The 20,840-nt window shown below is 64.2% G+C and carries 12 protein-coding genes; 7 read left to right on the top strand and 5 right to left on the bottom strand.

All coding sequences use genetic code 11. The annotated features are described in order from the left end of the window. Positions 1-82 precede the first annotated feature (82 nt). Positions 83-1,183 (top strand): anthranilate phosphoribosyltransferase, encoded by a 1,101-nt coding sequence (gene trpD, locus J3T95_RS03015; RefSeq protein WP_267450341.1) that lies wholly within the window; start codon positions 83-85, stop codon positions 1,181-1,183. A 32-nt stretch (positions 1,184-1,215) separates the two neighbouring features. On the opposite strand, the gene J3T95_RS03010 is transcribed toward trpD, so the two are convergent. Beyond that, positions 1,216-1,761, bottom strand: coding sequence for a hypothetical protein (locus tag J3T95_RS03010; RefSeq protein ID WP_267450340.1), 546 nt, complete (start codon positions 1,759-1,761; stop codon positions 1,216-1,218). 48 nt (positions 1,762-1,809) lie between these two features. Here J3T95_RS03010 and J3T95_RS03005 point away from each other — a divergent pair, with 48 nt between their 5' ends. After that, a complete protein-coding gene (locus J3T95_RS03005) occupies positions 1,810-2,499 on the top strand; it encodes a lysophospholipid acyltransferase family protein (protein ID WP_220237149.1) in 690 nt (229 codons plus the stop codon). Positions 2,500-2,523: 24 nt separating this feature from the next. On the opposite strand, the gene J3T95_RS03000 is transcribed toward J3T95_RS03005, so the two are convergent. Both J3T95_RS03000 and J3T95_RS02995 read right to left on the bottom strand, forming a co-directional pair. Then, positions 2,524-4,728: a Stk1 family PASTA domain-containing Ser/Thr kinase gene (locus tag J3T95_RS03000; protein ID WP_267450339.1), complete on the bottom strand. Its 2,205-nt coding sequence runs from the start codon at positions 4,726-4,728 to the stop codon at positions 2,524-2,526. After that, complete coding sequence (locus J3T95_RS02995; protein ID WP_267450338.1) at positions 4,721-5,947, bottom strand: polyprenyl synthetase family protein; 1,227 nt, start codon at positions 5,945-5,947, stop codon at positions 4,721-4,723. Before J3T95_RS02995 ends, J3T95_RS03000 begins: the two co-directional genes overlap by 8 nt. A 185-nt stretch (positions 5,948-6,132) precedes the next feature. Between J3T95_RS02995 and J3T95_RS02990 the strand changes: the two genes are divergently transcribed. The 4 genes from J3T95_RS02990 (at position 6,133) to J3T95_RS02975 (ending at position 15,711) form a co-directional block, all read left to right on the top strand. Beyond that, a complete protein-coding gene (locus J3T95_RS02990; protein WP_267450337.1) occupies positions 6,133-6,738 on the top strand; it encodes a hypothetical protein in 606 nt (201 codons plus the stop codon). Positions 6,739-6,851: 113 nt separating this feature from the next. Next, the gene (locus J3T95_RS02985; RefSeq protein ID WP_267450336.1) at positions 6,852-8,258 is read left to right on the top strand and encodes an RNA polymerase sigma factor; all 1,407 of its coding nucleotides are present in this window, start codon (positions 6,852-6,854) and stop codon (positions 8,256-8,258) included. Between the two features lie 131 nt (positions 8,259-8,389). Then, on the top strand, positions 8,390-10,747 hold the full coding sequence (locus J3T95_RS02980) for a DNA gyrase/topoisomerase IV subunit B (protein ID WP_267450335.1): 2,358 nt from the start codon (positions 8,390-8,392) through the stop codon (positions 10,745-10,747). Positions 10,748-10,794: 47 nt separating this feature from the next. Next, on the top strand, positions 10,795-15,711 hold the full coding sequence (locus J3T95_RS02975) for an ATP-dependent helicase (RefSeq protein WP_267450334.1): 4,917 nt from the start codon (positions 10,795-10,797) through the stop codon (positions 15,709-15,711). 19 nt (positions 15,712-15,730) lie between these two features. On the opposite strand, the gene J3T95_RS02970 is transcribed toward J3T95_RS02975, so the two are convergent. Next, positions 15,731-18,364: a DNA gyrase/topoisomerase IV subunit A gene (locus J3T95_RS02970; RefSeq protein WP_267450581.1), complete on the bottom strand. Its 2,634-nt coding sequence runs from the start codon at positions 18,362-18,364 to the stop codon at positions 15,731-15,733. 114 nt (positions 18,365-18,478) lie between these two features. Here J3T95_RS02970 and J3T95_RS02965 point away from each other — a divergent pair, with 114 nt between their 5' ends. Continuing rightward, positions 18,479-19,702 carry an alkaline phosphatase family protein gene (locus J3T95_RS02965; RefSeq protein ID WP_267450333.1) on the top strand — a complete coding sequence of 408 codons (1,224 nt, stop codon included), beginning with the start codon at positions 18,479-18,481 and terminating at the stop codon, positions 19,700-19,702. 22 nt (positions 19,703-19,724) lie between these two features. On the opposite strand, the gene sepH is transcribed toward J3T95_RS02965, so the two are convergent. Next, entirely contained in the window at positions 19,725-20,804 is a 1,080-nt protein-coding gene (gene sepH / locus J3T95_RS02960; protein WP_267450332.1) for a septation protein SepH, read from the bottom strand. Between the last annotated feature and the right edge of the window lie 36 nt (positions 20,805-20,840).

The raw sequence follows: 20,840 nt of genomic DNA, 5'->3' as shown, positions 1-20,840 counted from the left end.
TGTGCAGGGGAGGGGCAGGGCAGTAAACCTAGGGCAAACAGCGGGGCATCCAGCCCTGCTTCTTCAAAGGAAAAGAGTCACCATGCGGCCACTCAGCTGGAAATCCATCCTGAACTCCTTGGTGTCCGGTCGACACCTGAGCGCGGATGAGGCCGAGTGGTGCATGAACGACCTGATGGACGGGAATGCCGACCCGGTGCAGGTGGGCGCTGTCCTGTCCATGCAGTCCGCGCTGGGGTTGACCAGCCCGGAGGTCGAAGGGGCTGCCAAAGCCATGGTGGGCCATGCGGTGCCGCTGAAGGTCAGGGGTGATGTGACCGACATCGTCGGTACCGGCGGCGACGGGGCAGCGACGGTGAACCTGTCAACCATGGGTGCCATCGTGGCTGCCGCAGCAGGGGTCAGAATCGTCAAGCACGGCAACCGGGCCGCATCCAGCAAGAGCGGCACCGCCGACTGTCTGGAGCAGCTGGGCCTTCCTCTGGACCTGCCGCCCCGGGAGGTGGCTGCCATGGCTGACCGCTACGGCATAACCTTCGTCTTCGCCAAGACCTTCCACCCTGCCATGCGTTTTGCCGGGCCTGTCCGCTCGTCGCTGGGCATCCTGACCGTCTTCAACCTGCTGGGACCCCTGACCAACCCGGTCAACCCGCGCTATGTGGCCATCGGATGCGCCCAGCGCCAGCTGAGCTCCATGATGGCCCAGGTTTTCGCTTCACGCGGTCAAGAGGGCATGGTCTACACCTCAGTCGAGGGCCTTGACGAGATGGCCCCGACCGGTCCGGTCTCCATTTGGGAGATCCACCAGGGCAAGGTGGAGGAGCGGTCCTTCGACCCGACCCGTGAACTGGGCCTTGACCCGGTGGATTTGGATGACCTGCGCGGTGGTGATCCCGCCTTCAACGCCAGCGTGGTCAGGGACTTCCTGGCTGGAAAGCCGGTGCCCTCCCGTTCCACTGCCCTGCTCAATGCGGCGTCGGCCATCGTGGCCGACGGCACGCAGATCGATGCCGGTCCCGAGGCCGATTTGAGCGTCCGGTTTGCCCAGGCCTACCAACTGGCCACCGAGGTTGTGGACCAGGGCCGGGCTGCCGACCTGCTGACGGCCTGGATTCACGGAGCCCAAGAAGCGCAGTCCCGCTGCCAGCAAGAGGAACGGACGCACCGTCCGGTCTTGGTTTAAGTTCGGTTGCTTATGTATGGCTGTTCACAGCATCATCGCTGGTAGTGTCGTTCGTCGTCATCGAAGAGTCCGCTTGAGGAATCGCGGAAATTCTTCCGGTCGATGATCAGTCCCGCGATGCCTATCAACAGGAGCAGGCCCGCCAGCAGGCCGGTCAAGCCGGACCAGCGGGGGATGAAGATGGCCAGAAAGAAGCAGACCAGGCCCAGCACCGTCATGATCATGAAGGACGCACGCCTTCTGCCCAGGTCGCTCAGGTCAGGGTTGGGAGGCACAAAGTTCGACGACTGGTCCATGACCTCGTCGGTGTCCAGCCAGCTCCTGCCTTGAAAATCGCGCGGTCCGGAGCCGCCGACGAAGGAGTCGCGTTTTAAGTCCTCGGCCTTCAGCGCCGCCTTCTTCTCGGATTTTTGTGCCTTCTTTTCGAATTCCTTGGCCGTCCTGGACGATTCCAGGGAACCCAGCTGGTCAGCGTGCGAATTCAGGAAGTCCGCCCATTCCTCGTCCACCTGCGAGGACCCGGTTCCCGCCTCGCTGTTATACTGTTTTCCGGCGTCGTTATCCTTGTGCTCGGTCATAGAACCATCGTAACCTCGGCCGAATGCATTCGCTACCAAGGAGTCTCTGTGCTGTACTGGTTCTTCGTCAAACTGCTCGGTCCGTTGGCGCGTACCTGGTTCAAACCGACCGTTGAAGGCACGGGGAACATTCCCAAGCAGGGGGCTGCCATCATCGCCTCCAACCATCTGGCCGTCATTGACGATGCCCTCCTGCCCATCACCTGCCCGCGGATGATCCACTTCATGGGCAAGGCCGAGTACTTCAGCGGCAAGGGGATAAAGGGCAAGTTCAAGAAGTGGTGGTTCAGCTCAGTCGGAGTCTTCCCCGTGGACAGGTCGGGCGGCTCCAAGTCGCTGGGAGCCATGGAAACGGCGCGCTCTATCCTTGAACATGGGCACATCTTCGGCATCCATCCGGAGGGCACTCGCAGCCCTGACGGCAGGCTCTACCGGGGGCACACCGGGGCTGCGCGGCTGGCTTTCGAGACCGGAACGACAGTGGTTCCCACCGCCATCATTGGTACCCGGCAGCTTCAGGAGCCCGGCCATGTGCTTCCGCATAAGGGCAGGACCAAGGTTATCTTCGGCAAGCCCATCACCGTGCCCTACGTGCCGGTCAACAGCCTCACTCACGAGGAGATCCGCAACCTGACCGACAGGATCATGCAGGAGATTCAGGAGATGAGCGGGCAGCGCTACGTGGACGTGTACGCCCAGGTCATCAAGGCGCATGAGAGCAAGGAAGAACTGGGCTGACGACTGACTGCAGAGATTAGGCAGTCAGACCACGGTCAAGGTCACGACTGACGGCGAGCCGTCATCATTGACCACCTTGATCTGGGTGCCGGGGTTGGGGTCCTGGATCCGCACCGTGTGGGTCAGATTGCCCAGCGGCGCGGAGATGTTGACCTTGAGTCCGTATCCCTGCAGGATTTGGGTGGCCTCGTCCTGACTCTTGCCTTTCACGTCGGGCATACTGATGAATTGTGGCCCCTTGGAAATCACCACGTTGACCGCATCGCCCCAGTGAAGCTGCTCCTGGGCCTGATGAGAGGCGGAGATCACCTGGTTGCGGGGCACCGTGTCTGACCAGTCCTCGCTGTAATTGACCTTGAGCCGGAGGGCTTCCAGGGCCGCCTTGGCATCGTCCCTGGCCTTGCCGATGATGTCGGGCATAGCCACGGGCATCCGACCCTTGGACAGGACCAGGCTGACCTTGGTGTCGTGCCGGGTCTTGGTCCCCGGGGCTGGCTGCACTGAAATCGCGCCTCCCTCGGGTATATCCATGGAGTACTGGTCCTTGGAGGAGTCATGGTCGATCTTGTCGAACCCAGCCGCCTTCAGGGCTTGAATGGGGTCCTTGCCGTCGGAGGTGTCCGGCATGAGGATGTCCTTGGGCACTGTGGCCTGGCGAATCCCCTTGGAGACGGTCAGGTTGAGGCTGCCGCCCCGCTTGCTGATATGGGTTCCGACGGTATCGGGTTCCGCAGCCATGATGGCCCCTTTGGGCACTTGGTCGCTGAAGTCGTAGTCGGTGTAGACATTGATTCCTGAGACCTTGAGCGTGCGGGCATACTTGGCGTAGTCGGCGCCGACGACCTTGCACTCCTGATTTTCGGTGCAGGGGATGTCATCCGGCTTGGGCAGGGCGACATAGCTGCCTGGGCCCAGGTAGTACCACCAGGCGCCGCCGCTGGCTCCTGCCAGGGCCAGCACCAGCAGAATCACCAGCAGGATGATCAATCCGCGATGCTGATGCTTGGGCTTGGCCGTTTCGGGACCTTGCTGCATGGTCTGGACAGAAGCCGGGACGACGTTTGCGCCAGCGGGGGATGTTGCCGGGTCTTGAGGCTGCAGGACGGTTGTGGTTTCGGCCCGGGAGGGGGTGTCCACGTCGTTGAGTCGATAGCGTCTTGTCTCTGTGCCCGCATCGGTTTCTGGCGGGGCGGGCACAGCCAGGACCGTGTCCGAATTCTCCGGGCCGGTTGCTGCAGCCTCAGAACCGTCGTTGGGTGCTGTCGCCGTCTGCATTGACGATCCGTCCATCTCAGTGTCGTGCCCGGCGGTTTCGTCGATGGCGGATTCGGGCTGTCCGCTGGCTGCTGCAGGCAGTACATAATCCATGGTCTGCCGGTCCAGCCCCCTGACCACCTTCCTCAGGCTCTCCAAGGCCTTGCCTGCGTCATCCGGGCGATTTTCGGGGGAGCGGTCGGTCAGTCCGGAGACCAGGGCGGCTACGGACGGGTCGATTCCGGGGCAGACCCTGGCCAGGGAGGGGACGTCCTCGTGGACGTGCTTGAAAACTATAGTCACCGGGTTGTCGCTGGCGAAGGGGACCGTGCCAGTCAGCATCTCGTAGGCGATGATGCCCACGGCATAGAGGTCGCTCTGGGGGGAGGCCTCATTGTTCTCGATGGTTTCGGGGGCCAGGTAGGCGGCTGTGCCCATGAGCATGCCCGTCGAAGACAGGGTAGCCTGGGCGGCGGCGCGGGCCAGGCCGAAGTCGGTGATCTCCACGTGGCCGCGGTCGTTGATGAGGATGTTTTCCGGCTTGATGTCGCGGTGGATGACGCCGGCTCGGTGGGCGGAGGCCAGGCCGTCCAATATTTCACCCACAATGCGCAGGGTTTCTTTCAGGGGATAGACGCCCTGACGGGCCATATCCCGCCGCAGGCTTATTCCGTGGACATACTCCATGACCAGGTAGTCCAGCCCTTCATCGACGCCGGTATCGTAGACCTGGACGATGTGGGGGTTGGCGATGGCTGCTGCCGATCTGGCCTCGCGGCGGAAGCGCTCCTCGAACTGGGCCCTGTGCGGCCCCTGGGCCAGCATGGTGTGCATGATCTTGACCGCCACATGTCTGGACAGCCGTTGATCCAGGGCCTCGTAGACCGTGGCCATGCCACCTTGCGCAATCTCGCGCAGAATGCGGTAGCGCCCGTCGATGATCCGGTCGCTGGTCCTCTCGTCCGCTTCACTCATGCTCGTCTTGTCCGGCCCTCTGCACCTCGGAGGCCTGACCGGCCTCGGCATCGATGGAAGATACACGTTCATGATACCCGGCGGTGGCGGCAAGCGGCAGAAAGCGTCGGCAGGCATTCAGGAAGATGGTTCGGCCCTCTGCCGACAGATGCAGATCATCGGCCAGGGTCTGGGCTCGGGTCTGGGCTCGGGCGGACAGATCAGCCATACGACGCCGGCTGGCCTCTATGGCACCGCAGGACTGCATCAGGTCGCGGACCATATTCACCTGGGCATCCTTGCGGCGTTCGGTTGGGGAATCGTAGAGTCGGCGAACCTCCTTGGCCTGATCGGAATCGGCCATGGCCAAGGTGTCGGCCACGAGGACGGTCCGCTTGCCCTCACGGATATCGCCACCCACAGGTTTGCCGGTGTGGCGGTCGTCGCCTGTCACATCCAGCAGATCGTCCGTTAGTTGGAAGGCCAGCCCCAGATCAAGGCCCAGGGCGCGCACCGATTCTTTATGCCCCTCGAGGTCCGCCCCGGCAGCTAGCAGCCCCAGAGCCAGCGGAGCCAAGGTGGTGTAGGAGGCGGTCTTCCACGCCATGGTGCGCAGGGCCTGGCAGCGCAGGCGGACCGGATCGTCAAGGCGGGCCTCTTCCATGCCCATGTCTAGGACCTGGCCGGTGACCACAGCCGTCTGCATGGTTTGAAAGGCTCTGCCTATGGCCGGTCCCTGAGGCAGGTCGGCGGCCGCCTGGAGGGCCATATTCGTGCTCAGCGATGCCAACAGGTCGCCAAGAAGGATGCCCAGGCCGGTGCCGCGGGCATCGGGGCCTGCAGGGGGCCGGTCGCTCGAATCGTATCCGGCGGCCGACCGGCTCAGGGTCAGATGGGCGGCAGGGTGGCCCCGACGACGAGGGGAGCCGTCGATGATATCGTCGTGGACCAGAGCGCTGGTCTGGTAGACCTCCAAGGCGCAGGCAAGATCAACTACGGCCTGTGCGCGGTCCGGATTCGGCACGGACTCCAGAGCTTGCCAGACGTCGCAGAGCAGCAGGGCGCGCAGTCGTTTGCCTCCGCGGCCCGCCTCTATTGCCTGGAGGATGACCTCATGCAAGGCCTCCTGAGAGGGGTCCTGGTCCAGGGGATGGTCCGATCCGGACTTTGGAGCAATCAGGTGGTCGCAATGGCTCTGGAGCAGTTCCTCCATGCGCTGTTCGATCCGTGCTGCAGTCACGCTCTTCATGCCTTAGAGCCTATCCGCATATCTGCCCAGCGGGCAGGCTGCAAGGACCATGGTGGATGGATGACCTCACTCGACCACATGCCTGGTTGCGGCCCTCCTGACGGTTCCAACTGGTTCAGGATGGTGCCAAGGCTCCCCGGACTACAGACCGGGAGCGGATGGGAGGCGATGACGGCATGAAGGATTCGCGCGAAGACGACATGACAAAACTAGCGGAGAACTATCGAGAGCGTCGACGACGATGGGGTGTGGAGGAGGCTGACAGGCGATGGCTCCAGCAACCTTTGGCCGACTGGACTGCAGGCTTGAAGGGGCAGCAGGCGCGCCCGCCTTTGGAGTCCGACTCTACGGCACGTCTGGCCGTGGCCATCAAGGAGACACTGGCCATACGCGACGGGCTTATCCTGTCCATTTTGGCGCCTGAGCCTGGTCTGGACGCTGATCGGCTGCTGGACCTGTGCGTGCGTCCCAACGATGCGTCCAACGTGACAGTGCTCTGCAGCATTCTGGATGCAGTCTTCAAGGATCCTGCGACACGGCCGGACAGCCGCCGTTGCCATGCTGGGCTGGCCATGCTTGAAGCCATGGCAGACAAGGTTCCGGCGGGGTTCCGTGCCCAGCCCCTGGCGGTTGCGGCCTATGTCGACTGGTGGAATGGGGGATCCCGGACATCCGGGCTTGCCGAAGGAGCCTTGGACGACGACCGTTCCTGTAGTCTGGCAGCCATCGTCCTGGCACTGATCGGCCGTGGCATCGACCCTGCTTGGAGGCAATCCGGCTGAATCGGGAATAATCGTCCCCCTGGGGTGGTTCACTTAGTGAGTCTACGATTTGACCTTGCCATAGCTGTGCCTTAAAAGCAGTGTCGGCGGGTGGGATGATCCAGGAGGAGAATTTGGCCACGAAGGACACCAAGTCAGCCAAGACAGCCGCAGTGGATACCGGAAAGGGCCGGACCAGTTCAACCGCCGGCAAGACCAAGACCGCCACCAGATCCAAGACCAGCAGCAAGGCGTCCCGCAAGACCGCCGCTGCCAGCACTTCGACGGTCAAGACGAACCGCCGTCCGGCCTCCAAGAACACGAAGAAGGTCGAAGAGGAGCCGACCCTGCAGCCGGAGAAGCAGGAGACCGACGAGGACCTGCTCGAGGATCAGGAGGACGACGATCGGCTGGACAAGAGCGAGGATCAGCTGGAGGACGAGCCCGACGAGGACGATCAGGAGGAGGACGAGATCTCCCAGATCGAGGATGAGGCCGAGGAGGACCGCAAGGCCGCCCATGCCCTCGCCGCCAAGGTCAAGGGCGCTTTCGTCGTCGACGATTCCGATGACGATGAGAATGTCACCCCCTCAGGCAATCCCAAGCGTCGTGTTGTCACTGCCGGCGCCACTGCCGATCCTGTCAAGGACTACCTCAAGCAGATCGGCCGCGTCAGCCTGCTGAACGCTGAGCAGGAGGTTGATCTCTCCGAGCGTATCGAGGCCGGCCTCTATGCCCAGCATCTGTTGGACACCGAGGGCGAGGGCTTGGACTTCAAGCGTCGCCGCGAGCTCAAGTGGGCCGCCAACGACGGGAAGAAGGCCAAGGACCATCTGCTGGAGGCCAACCTGCGACTGGTGGTCTCATTGGCCAAGCGCTACACGGGCAGAGGCATGCTCTTTCTGGATCTGATTCAGGAAGGCAACCTGGGTCTGATCCGCGCTGTGGAGAAGTTCGACTACACCAAGGGCTACAAGTTCTCCACCTACGCCACCTGGTGGATCCGCCAGGCCATCACCCGCGCCATGGCCGACCAGGCTCGCACCATCCGTGTGCCCGTCCACATGGTTGAGGTCATCAACAAGCTTTCACGCGTCCAGCGGCAAATGCTGCAGGACCTGGGCCGCGAGCCCACCCCCGACGAGCTTGCTCGGGAGCTGGATATGCCCGTCGAGAAGGTCCAGGAGGTCCAGAAGTACGGGCGCGAGCCCATCTCCCTGCACACCCCTCTGGGCGAGGACGGCGACTCGGAGTTCGGCGATCTGATCGAGGACACCGATGCCATCGCCCCCTCGGATGCCGTGGCCTTCTCCCTGCTGCAGGAGCAGTTCCAGCAGGTGCTTGAGACCCTGAGTCCCCGCGAGGCCGGCGTCATCAAGATGCGCTATGGCCTGGAGGATGGGCAGCCTAAGACCCTGGACGACATCGGCCGCGTATACGGGGTGACCCGTGAGCGCATCCGCCAGATCGAGTCCAAGACCATGTCCAAGCTGCGGCACCCTTCGCGCTCGCAGACCCTGCGGGACTTCCTGGATCAGTGACCTCTGCGCCCGGCGGGGAGGTCCTAATGCTGTCGAGGCCTTCTTGCTAGAAATGGTCATCGGTGCGTAAGCGACCGCCCATGTGAGGATCTGTGTCTTCCCTGGGCGCTACGAGGTGAACGGCGAGGTAAATGGTGGCTAAAAAGCCTGATAAGGGAAAGTCCTATGGTGCCGGCAGTCTGACAGTCCTGGATGGCTTGGACGCAGTGCGTAAGCGTCCAGGCATGTACATCGGGACCACGGACAGCCAGGGGCTTATGCACTGCCTTTGGGAGATCATCGACAACGCCGTGGACGAGGCTCTGGCCGGTCAGTGCGACCACATCAAGGTCATCCTGCACAAGGACGGCTCCATCGAGGTGGACGACAACGGCCGAGGCATCCCTGTCGACATTGAACCTCGAACCGGTCTGACTGGCGTGGAGGTGGTCCTGACCAAGCTTCACGCCGGCGCCAAGTTCGGCAACTCCTCCTATACGGCTGTGGGTGGCCTGCACGGCGTGGGCTCTTCGGTGGTCAATGCTCTGAGCTCCCGACTGGACGTGGAGGTGGACAGGGACGGCAAGACCCACCGGATGCGCTTCCACCAGGGCCATCCCGGCGCCTACCAGGACCCGGATCCGGAGCATCCCTCGCCTGACTCGCCCTTCAAGCGCACCAGGAAGAACAGGCCTACGCCCCTGGAGGTGGTGGGCAGCGTGCCCAAGTCGCGGACCGGCACCAGGGTGCGCTACTGGGCCGACCCGGAAATCTTCAACCCAACGGCCCGGTTCAGCTACGCCCAGCTGATTGACCGGGTGCGCCAGACCAGCTTCCTGGTGCCCGGCCTCAAGATCACTGTGATCGACGACCGAATCCCTGCCACAGGGAGCGCCGATCAGGACCTGCGCCTGGAGGTTGACGGCGAGCCTGCTGCGAAGCCGGGAGATCAGGACGTTCAGGAGGATCAGGGAAACCTTCGTGGATCGTCCAATAGCGGCCAACCCCCTGAAAGCAATGCTGAAGACGAACGTGCCGAGCACCAGCGAGCGGATGATGCCGACCTTTCGGCCACTGAGCGGGCTGACCGGGCCATGCTGCAGCCGGAGGACGAGACCGGCCATCAGCGTGTGGAGGAGTTCCTGCACACTGGCGGGGTGACCGACTTCGTCGACTTCCTGTCCAAGGGTGAACCTGTCAGCGACATCTGGCGGATCAGCGGCCAGGACACCTACCAGGAGGAGACCCAGCGGGTGGGCTCGGACGGCGAGCTGCACGCTGAGCAGGTGGAACGTGTCTGCGGGGTGGATATCGCCCTGCGCTGGGTCAATGACTATGATTCAGTTGTCCGCAGCTTCGTCAATGTGGTGGAGACGCCCGGCGGAGGCATGCATGTGGATGGGTTCATGAACGCCATGACCCGCCAGGTGCGTAAGGCTGTGGAGGCCAACGCACGCCGCCTCAAGGTCAACCTCAAGGACTCCCACACCAAGGTGGAGCGCGACGACGTCCTTGCCGGGCTGGTGGCTGTAGTCACCGTGCGCATCGCCGAGCCGCAGTTCCAGGGCCAGACCAAGGACGTGCTGGGCACGGCCCAGGTCAAACCCATCGTCACCCGGATGACCGACGACCAGTTCGGCCAGATGATCAGCGGTTCCAAGCGCGGCTTCAAGGAGCAGTCCGGCCAGGTTCTGGAGAAGATCGTCGGCGAGATGCACGCACGCGTCCAGGCCCGGAAGACCAAGGAGGTCACCAGGCGCAAGAATGCCCTGGAATCGGCCTCCATGCCCTCCAAGCTCTCGGATTCCATGCCCGGCAACGACGACATCGCCGAGCTGTTCATCGTCGAGGGCGACTCCGCCTTAGGCACGGCCAAGGCCGCACGAAACTCCATGTTCCAGGCCCTGTTGCCCATCCGCGGCAAGATTCTCAACGTGCAGAAGGCCTCCCTGTCCCAGATGCTGACCAACAAGGAGTGCGCCTCCATCATCCAGGTGGTCGGAGCCGGCTCGGGAGCCAGCTTCGACATCGATCAGGCCCGCTACAACAAGGTCATCATGATGACCGACGCCGACGTGGACGGCGCCCACATCCGCATCCTGCTGCTAACCCTCTTCTACCGATACATGCGTCCCCTGATCGAGAGCGGGCGGGTTTACGCCGCCGTGCCGCCCCTGCATCGAATCGCCTTGGCGGGCAAGAACAAGGGCAAGTTCATCTACACCTATTCGGACGATGAGCTGGAGGGCAAGCTGGTCGACCTGCAGGCCAAGCACATCGACTACAATCCCGATGTGCAGCGATACAAGGGTCTGGGCGAGATGGATGCCGACCAGCTGGCCGATACCACCATGGATCCCAGGACCCGCATGCTGCGTCGCATCCGTATGGAGGATGCCGCTCAGGCCGCGGGCATCTTCCCCCTGCTCATGGGCGACGACGTGCCGCCCCGCAAGCAGTTCATCGTGGACAATGCCGACGACTTCGACCGGAGCAAGATCGACACCTGATCGGCTTTCAGCAAGACCCGAAAGAGCGGGGAGAGGAGTGGACGCATATGGGCGATCCCTTGGACAATTTCTCCCCACAGACGGCTGACTGGTTTCGCCAGACCTTTCCCGAGGGGCCCACGCCGACCCAGGTGCAGGCCTGGCCGACCATCCGCTCAGGCGGCGATGCGTTGATTATTTCGCCCACCGGCTCGGGCAAGACCCTGGCCGCCTTTCTTTGGGCCATTGACGAGCTCATGACCAGGCCTCGACGCTTCCGAGAACCTGGGGTCGCAGTGCTTTACATCTCGCCCATGAAGGCCTTGGGGACGGATGTGGCCCGCAACCTGCAGGCTCCGTTGGACGGCATCGCCGAGCGATTCCAACAGCAGGGACGAAAAGCGCCCAAGGTCCAGACAGGTATCCGCACTGGAGACACCGACGCCCGCGGCCGAAGGGCCCTGGCCGCTCATCCTCCGGATATTCTGGTCACCACCCCCGAGTCCCTCTATCTGATGCTGACTTCCAAGACGGCCAACACGCTGAAGAATATCCGGACCGTTATCGTGGACGAAATCCACGTTTTGGCGGGCAATAAGCGCGGGGCTCATCTGGCCCTGAGCCTAGAGCGCCTGGACGACCTGGTCGGAGGGCCCGTGCAGCGGATCGGCCTGTCGGCTACGGTCCGGCCGCCCGAACAGGTGGCACGTTTTCTGGGCGGCAGCCGTCCGGTCAGCCTGATCCAGCCCAAGTCGTCCACAGCCATGGACCTGCGGCTGATCGAGCCTTTGGAGGACATGGGCGATCTGGCGGCGCCACCCGGCGAATCTGGCCAGGAGGGTCAGGAGAGGGACCAAAGAAGCGGATCCATCTGGCCAGCTATCGAGCGGGCCATCCTGGACCAGGTCCTGTCCCACCACACCACCCTGGTCTTCGTCAACTCCCGAGGACTAGCCGAGCGTCTGACTGCCAGGCTGAACGACCTGCACCAGTCCGATTTGCGGGCCCCGGTTCACGACCGACCAGGTTCATCCCGTGAAACAGTCCAGCCCACGGGCAGGGCTGCGCAGGCCTGGGAGCCCGCCCACTACAGTTCGGCCACCGGGTCGACCTCCGAGAGAACATCCGGCCAGCCTGTTGACCAACCTATTGCCATGGCCCACCATGGTTCGGTGTCCAAGGAACGTCGCCGCCAGGTGGAGGACGACCTCAAGGCCGGCAGACTGCGGTGCGTGGTAGCCACCTCCAGCCTGGAGCTGGGCATCGATATGGGCTCGGTCGATCTGGTCATCCAGGTCAACGCCCCTGTGTCGACCGCTTCGGGGCTGCAGCGCGTGGGCCGGGCCGACCACCAAGTGGGACGGGTATCGCAGGCCAGGCTTTTCCCCTTGACCCGCGAGCAGATCCTGGAGTGCACCGCCAGCATGGAAAGCATGGTCCAGGGCGACATCGAACCCACCATCATGCCCAACAGTCCCTTGGATGTTCTGGCTCAGCAGACGGTGGCTGCAGCTGCCATGGGACCGCTTAAGGAGCAGGATTGGCTGGCCACGGTCAGACGGGCTGCGCCCTTCGCCCACTTGGACCAGAAGGTCTACCGGGCGGTGCTGGGCATGCTCAGCGGTGCCTACACCTCCCAAGACTTCACCGCCTTCCGCCCCATTCTGGTCTGGGACCAGCAGACAGGCACGCTGACAGCTCGCCCCGGCGCGCAACGCCTGGCAGTAACCTCCGGAGGCACCATTCCCGACCGTGGCTCCTACAGCGTGGTCATGCCCTCCGAGGCCGCCGGCGGCAAGCCCCGCCGAGTGGGGGAGCTGGACGAGGAGATGGTTTACGAGTCCCGGAAGGGGGACGTAATTACCCTGGGCACCACCTCTTGGAGGATCCAGCAGATCACCCGCGACCGTGTGGTAGTGGTACCCGCCCCGGGACGCTCCGCCAGGCTGCCCTTCTGGCACGGCGAGGGCGCCGGCCGCGACCCCGCCTTCGGCCGTCGCCTGGGCAGGCTCGCCAGGGAGCTGTCCCGAAGCCTGGTGCCGGCAGTCCAGGCTGCCTCCGGTCGGCCGGGCTTCACCCAAGCCGTCTCCTCTCGCCTGCTTGAGGACGGCCTGGACCGTCCTTCTATCAACAATCTGGCGGCCTTTCTGGCCGAGCAGCAGGCCTCCACCGGCCAGGTGCCCGACGACCGGCACCTGGTGGTCGAGCGTTGCCCCAACGAGGAGGGCGACCTGCGGCTGGTCCTCCATTCGCCGTACGGTCGCAGGGTCAACGAGCCTTGGGCCCTGGCCATTACCGCCCGGCTCTCCCGTGAGCGCGGTTACGACGGGTCCGTGTGGGCGGGGGAGAATGGCATCGTCGTGCAGATTCCGGGCACTGATGCCTTCCTGGAGGATCGGCGAATATTCGGTTTCACCCCCGATCAGGTGGAGCGCGAGGTTCGACGGCATTTGGTCGGCTCGGCGCTCTTCCAGGCCCGCTTCCGCCAGTGCGCTGCCCGCTCGCTCTACATGCCCAGGATGGAGCCCGGCCGGAGGGTTCCGCTCTGGCAGCAGCGTCTGCGGGCCTCTCGGCTCCTGGATGCGGCGCTGAAGGAGGATGACTTCCCCCTTGTTCTGGAGACCATGCGTGAGTGCCTTCAGGATGTCTACGACATGCCTGCCCTGCACGAGCTCATGGCCGGCCTGGAGCAGGGAAGCGTCCGTCTGGTCCCGGCTTCCACCCAGACACCCTCCCCAATGGCTTCAGGGCTGCTCTTCGGTTACCTGGGCACCTTCATGTACCAGTACGACATGCCCAAGGCCGAGCGTGACGCCGCTATGCTGGCCATCGACTCCGACCTGCTGGAGCAGATGGTCGGCCAAGTGGACATGGCTGACCTTCTGGACCAGGAGACTGTCGACCAGGTGACCGCCGACCTGCAGCGGCTTTCGCCTAGGACCCGGGCCAAGGGGGCCGAAGGACTGGCCGACCTGTTGCGAACCCTGGGCCCCATGGATCTAGCAGGTATTCGTCGGCGCATGTGCGGGCAGGAGGACGAACCGGTGACGGAGGGGCAGGTCCGGACCATGCTGGAGCAGCTGCAGGCCCAGTCCAGGGTGGTCCAGGTCAGACTAGGTGCTCGCGACTGCTGGGTATGGGACGGTCAGGCGGGACGGCTGACGGCGGTCCTGGGACCAAGCATCATCCAGCTGTCTGCCCAGCCAACAAAGGGATCGGCAACAAAGGGATCGGAATCGGACAGCGAGGCCTTCGACCAGCTGGTCAGGCAATACGCCGCAGTCCACGGGCCATTCACCGTCGAGGACTTGGCTGGCCACCTGGGCCTGGGCAAAGCTCTTTTGGATGACAGACTGCGCTCCCTGGCAGCGCGTGAGCTGCTCATGACCGGGGTCTTTCCTAGGCCAGACCTAAGTGCCTATGGCGAGCCTGGATGGGAGGGAGGCGAACCCCGCCGAGGATGGCTGGATCCCGAGGTCTTCCGTCGGCTGCGCTCGCGGTCCCTGGCCAAGGCCAGCAAGGCCGCCAGTCCCGTCCCCGGCCATGTCTACAGCGACTTTCTTCTTCACCGGCAGGGTCTGGCACTCCTGGGCCAGGAGCCTTTGATGGGCACTGAGGGACTGCTGGAGGTGGTTGCGCAGCTGGAGGGGCTGGTTTTGCCGCCCGAAGTCTGGGAGTCGGCGATCTTCCCGGCCAGGGTGCGTGATTACGGTCCCGCATTGATGGACGATCTGCTGGCCTCGGGCCAGGTGGTCTGGGTAGGGTCCGAGCAGGGAGAGGGCCCGCTGGGCGCTATGACCTTTTATCTGGCCGAGGACCTTGATGTGGAGTTTCCAGCACAATCCGCCGGTTCTCCGTCAGTCACGAATGGGGCGGGCAAGTCGAGCAACCCGGGCAACGCGGGCGATCTGGAAAAGGCCCTGCTGGATGTTCTGGCCGATGGGGGAGCCTACCGCTTCGATCGGCTTCTGCGCGTCTGCACTGGCCGAGGCGGCAATGATTCTGAGGCCTCCGACCAGGAGGTCCTGGCTCGGTCCCTCTGGCACCTGGTCAGGCGTGGACAGGTCACCAACGCTTCCTTGGCTCCGGTCCGGCGGCTGGTCCGGGGATCGGGATCGCAGCCCTTGGGGAGGGCCCGCCGTTTGCCTTATGGTCTGCGTGGACGCGGCAGACCTTTGGATCGTGCGGCCTTGACGCGGGCGGCAAGCTCGTCAGAGCTGTCAGCGGCGACGGAAGGATTCTGGACTCTGCTTGCGGATGAGCGCGGAGCGGCGGGTGGTGCAGCGGGGACTGGCATGGCTGATTCAAGCGACGAGCTCAGAGGCGGCCAGGACGATGACCGGCAGCGGACCGTCCGCCTGGTCCATGAAGAGCAAGCCATGCTGGACCGTTATGGGCTCCTGGCCCCGGTCCTGCCTGAAGTGCGGTACCTCCATGGCGGATTTTCGGCCCTCTATCAGGTCTGCAGACGCATGGAGGAGGCCGGACAGCTGACGCGTGGGGTCATCGTGGAGGGTTTCGGCGGCGCCCAGTTCGCCCCCCGGGAGGTGATCGATCAGCTCAGAGGCTTCCAAGAGGATGAGCGCCATAATGATGATTCCGACCGGCGGCCGCCCGAGCCCGTGGTCATGGATGTGACCGATCCAGCCAACCTCTATGGCACGGCCCTTGCCTGGCCGACCACATCAGGGGATGGCGGCGGTCGGCCCGTTCGGCGGATGGGCAACCTCTTGGTGCAGAATCGAGGCTGTGCCCTGGTCTATGCGGCGCCCAAGGGGCATCATCTTCTGGTCTTCGGCGAGCCCGAGCGTGGATTGCTGGAGGCCGCCTTCGCCCAGCTGGCCTCATGGCTGAGGCGGGGAGGACTGGGACGCATCCTCTTCAGCCATGCCAATGGCCGACCCCTGACCATGCGCGAACCAGTAGGCATGGCCATGGCCGCCGCCGGTTTCACAGCGGGGCCGGGCGGTATGGCCCTCTACTGAGCCTTTATTGAACGCGTCCTCAGGCCACGAAGGTGATAGGCGCTGCCAGCTCCTGGCCGGAGGCATCCCGGCGCATGTCCACGTCGGGCAGTTCGACCGGTGATCCAGCAGCGGTGCTGGCATGCAGGGGCCAAGCGCCCACCCGGGCCAGCAACAGGGTGTCCTGGCCCTTGAGGAAGCGCTGTGAGCGCACGCCGCCCGTTCCACGGCCCTTGACCGGATACATCTCCAGCGGGGTCAGCTTGGCCGACCCGTTCTCGGTGCCGGGCAGGGCCTCGGAGTCGCCGGCTACAGTCAGGACCACAGCTCCGGCCTGTGTGCTCATACCATCCTCTCCGGTCTCCTGATAGGTCCAGCCGATCTCTCCGGCCGGCACGACCGCGAAGGTGGCGACCTGGCAGCCCTGGGCCAGACGGATGCCTGCCATGCCGGCTGCATTGCGGCCCTGGGGGCGAACCTTGTCCCCGGTGAAGGTAAGCAGGCTGGCGTCCGAGGAGATGAGCACCATGCGGTCCCCGTCCTGGCAGGGGGCTGCGAAGACCACTTGGTCGTCTTCCTTCAAGTCGATGACTGACCAGGAGTCCATGGTGGTCGGGGATTCTCGGTTCCAGCGCTTGACCGTGCCTAGCCGGGTGCCCAGGGCCAGGGGCCGGGAGTCGGCCATGCCGATGACAGTGACGGCGTGCTCGTCGGTCTGAGGCTCGGTGCTGGCTGTTCCGCCCAGGAGCTCGTCTGCAACGATGCCTCCGGTCAGGTTCGGGTTGGCGGTGGCTGGGATCAGCGGCAGGTCGGCCACGGGGGCGGTGATAAGCCGTCCAGCTGTGGTGACCAGGCCGTAGGTGGCCAGGGTGGTGGTGGCGAATATGGCGATTATCTGGTCGTCATGACCGCGGTCCTGGTTGCGCGGCCGGGAGCGCCAGGCATCCAAGGCGCTCGGGGTGCTGCGTGCCAGCAGGCCGGTGGCGCTCATCATGACCGTGCAGGGCTTGTCCTCCATGTGCAGGTCGCCGCCGTCGCCGCCGCGGTTGGCTCCTCCGCTGGCCAGCAGTGCAGCCTGGGAGCCAGCAGCGACTTTACCTGAGGTCTGCTGAGCGGTCTGCTGATCGCTGGCTGCCGACTGCACGGGGGCCAGGTCGCCGGAGGGCTCCTGGTCCAGGATGACCGTGCGCCTGGGCGTGCCCCACTGGGCCACCGCCTGATCCATCTCCTGGATGGCCACCCGGTCCAGCTCGGCAGAGGAGTCCAGAATCCGCTCCAGTCCCTCCAGCTGGTTGTTGAGGTCGTCGCGCTCGCCCTCCAGCTCGATCCGGCTCATCTTGGTCAGCCGCCGCAGCCGCAGGTCAAGAATGTACTGGGCCTGGGTCTGATCCAGGTCGAAGACCGCCATGAGCTTGTTCCTGGCCGCGTCCGCGTCATCCGAGCTGCGGATGACCTGGATGACTTCGTCGATGTCGACCAGGGCCAGCAGGAGCCCCTCGACCAGGTGCAGGCGCTCCAGGGCCTTCTTGCGGCGGAACTCGCTGCGCCGGTGGATGACCGTGCGCCGGTGCTCCACCCAGACCTCCAGCAGTTCCTTGAGCCCCATGGTCCTGGGCCGTCCGTGGACCAAGGCCACGTTGTTGATGGTGAAGGAGTCCTCCAGGGGCGTGTACTTGAAGAGCTTGCCCAAAACCTTGCCCGGGTCGAATCCCGTCTTGATTTCAATGACCAGGCGGGTCCCGTTGTGCCGATCGGTCAGGTCGATGGCACTGGAGATGCCCTCCAGCTTGTGGTTGCGCACCCCGTCCGAGATGCGCTCCAGAACCCGCTCGGGGCCCACCATGAAGGGCAGCTCGGTAACCACGATGGCTTTCTTGCGGGCAGTCACGTTCTCCAAGTGGGTGACGGACCTGGTCACGAAGGCCCCCCGACCGTGCTCGTAGGCCTTGCGGATGCCGTCCCGCCCCACGATGATTCCGCCGCCGGGCAGATCCGGGCCGGGCACGTAGCGCATCAGTTCGTCCAGGCTTGCGTCCGGGTGGGCCATCAGATGCTTTGCGGCGGCCACCACCTCGCCCAGGTTGTGGGTGATCATGTTGGTGGCCATGCCCACGGCGATGCCCGAGGCCCCGTTGACCAGCAGGTTGGGGATGGCCGATGGCAGGACCTGGGGCTCCCTGAGCTTGTTGTCGTAGTTGGGGGAGAAGTCCACCGTGTCCTGGTCGATGTCGGCGTTCATGCCCAGAGCCGCCGGGGCCAGCCTGGCCTCGGTGTAGCGTGATGCCGCCGGTCCGTCGTCCAGGGATCCGAAGTTGCCGTGGCCGTCGACCAGGGGCAGGCGCATGGCGAAGGGCTGGGCCAGCCGGACCATGGCCTCGTAGATGGATGAGTCGCCATGGGGGTGCAGCTTGCCCATGACCTCGCCCACGGCCCTAGCGGACTTCATGTAGGGGCGGTCAGGGTTGAGGTTCATCTGGCCCATCTGGTAGATGATCCGCCGCTGCACAGGCTTGAGTCCGTCGCGGGCGTCGGGCAGGGCCCTGGCGTAGATGACCGAGTAGGCGTATTCCAGGAAGGACTTACTCATCTCCTCGTTCAGAGGGGTTTCGACGATGTGCTCCTTGACCTGCCGGGGGTCGTACCCCGCCGCCTTGCTCCTGCGATGAGTTGCCATGCTCAAGCTCCTGCTCCTTCACGTTCCGCCTTATGATAACCGGACGGTCTGCCAAAGCATTGATAGCCGGGATGCAGTGTCGGCCTGGGGCCTGACCGTGCTTGAATGGGAAGCATGGGTCTGGATACACCTGACATGAAGGAACTGCTGCAGCCGAGTTCGCCTATCCAATACGGGGACCGGGCGGGAGACAACCATGTTGGCGGACCCCGGCATCTGTCCGCTGTCCTGCCGGCCCTGAGCGCCTGTCTGGGAGCGCCCGTGGCCACTGACGTCCATCCGTCTGCCAGGGCCCTCCAGGAGGCCCTGGGACTGCCTGACGCCCAGTCGGTGGTCGTCGTCCTGGTGGACGGTCTGGGATTCTGGAACCTGGTCAGCCGCCAGGGTCACGTGCCCTATCTGCGCTCGTTGCTGTCCGAACCCATCAATCAGCGTCCCCTCTATACCAGCCTACCGTCGACGACCGTCGCGGCCATGGGGGTCTTCGGCACCGGAACCAGCCCTGGACTGACCGGCATGACCGGCTATACCCAGCTGAATCCGGACACCGGCCAGCTGAGCCAGATGATCCAGTTCAGGGGTGCTCAGGATCCCGAGCGCCTGCAGCGCCGTCCAACGGTCTTCGAGACTCTCCAGGCGCAGGGGGTCCGTGTGACCTCGTCAGGTCTGCCGCGTTTTCGCAACTCCGCCCTGACCCGTGCGGCTCTGCGCGGCGGGGAATATCTGGGCCACAACCACTCCCGTCAACGTCTTCTAGCAGCCTGCGAGGCTGCCAGCCAGCCAGGATTGACCTACCTCTATATCCGCGATGTGGACAAGGTGGGCCACCACAGCGGTTGGGAGGGCGAAGAATGGGTGGCCGCTCTCGAAGCGACCGATGCACAGCTGGCCGAGCTTCATCGCCGTCTGCCCGCCGGGACGCTGACGGTTATCGTAGCCGATCACGGCATGGTCGAGGCTGATCCGGACCAGCGCATTGACATCGCCCAGGATCCGGAGCTGAACCAGGATGTGCAACTGGTGGGCGGCGAGCCCAGGGCGGTCATGCTCTACTTGGATCAGGGGGCGGATCCCCAGGTTGTGGCTGCACGCTGGCGTGAACGTCTGGGGGAGCTGGCCTGGGTACAGACCCGGGACCAAGCCATCGAACGGGGCATCTTCGGCCCTGTAGATGCCCGGATTCGACCTATGATCGGCGATCTTCTGGTTCTAGCCGGTGACCGGGTCACCCTGGTGAATTCTGCAGATCAGACTGATGCAGCGACCAGACTGCCTGGCGTCCACGGCTCATGGACCCGTATGGAGACACAGGTTCCCTGTCTGATCGATCTGGTCTGACTGCTTGGGATAACGAACTCAGCTACTTGCCGAAGAGGATCTCATCCCAGCTGGGTACGGCCGACCGCCCGGAATGCTTTTTGGCCCGCTTGCCGCGGCGACCCTCCTTGGGCTCGTCGTCCTGCTCGTCCTGACCGGCGTCATTGCCCTGATTCTGCTGCTGGGGCTGCTCCTGATCGGCCCGGCTCTGCCCATGGCTCTGCACGGGCAGGACCATGGTCGATTCGTTGTCTCTGATGGGAGGATGTTCGGCCGTGTCGGGGTCCTCGGTCAGTTCAGCACGCGGGTGGCTGGGCTCTCGGTCGGCTATCCGCTCCTGGCCTTCCTTGGGCTTGCCATAGAGCCAGGCCGTGAGCGCCGCCTGACGCTCGCCGTCCTCCTGGTCTTCCGATCCAGAATCCTCTTGCTCGATTTGGGCAAGGGCATTCTCCTGATTTGGAGGCCGTCTGTCGGTCTGGTCATCGATCTCTTCGGCGGGGCTCTGGTCCCAAGCGGGCCGCTCCTGTTCATGGTCGTCTGCAGAATCGGCCAGCAACATCCTTGCCGCCCCGTTCAGGCAGGTCACGGTGTTGTCATGCATGTTCCAGGCCCAGCGGGCGTTGAAGATCCGCTTGTCCAGCGTGAACACGCCGTTGATGTTCCAGGGTTCGTACCCTCGTCTGGTGGCCTGCCAGGAAACCTGTGCCAGACTGACCCCAGCACGGGCCAGCACCTTGCCGATCAGTTCCTGGTAGTTACGCCCGCCCGACCCCTTGGGCGCCGGCATGGTCAGGAATTGCTCGATGGCGTACTTCTTTTCGGTCTCCACCGGGGCCGCGAAACGCCGTACCAGCGCTTCGTTGACAGCGTATTGCTGAGCCACCTGCTCGGGGCGGGCGCCGGCGCGCACAGCCGCCTGGATGGCAGAGACAGGCAGAGGCTTGGACTTGCCCGTCTGGGGGTCCACGTCCTCCTCCTCTTTGACCTGCTTGGCCTCAAGAATGGCGCGATCAAGCGCATCGTCGACCCTTACCGCGAAGTGCCGATGGTCACAGACGAAGACCAGATCGCCCCTGTCGTCGACATGGTCAAAGCTGGCCACCCTGGTCCCATTCTCAGACATGCACGCCCCTATCCTCTTACGGTTCCTTTACACGGC

The organism is Bifidobacterium sp. B4079 (assembly GCF_026537385.1).
Taxonomy (GTDB): Bacteria; Actinomycetota; Actinomycetes; order Actinomycetales; family Bifidobacteriaceae; genus Bombiscardovia; species Bombiscardovia asteroides_I.
The sequence above is the reverse complement of the archived record's forward strand: the minus strand, read 5'-3'. Positions and strand labels throughout refer to the sequence as shown.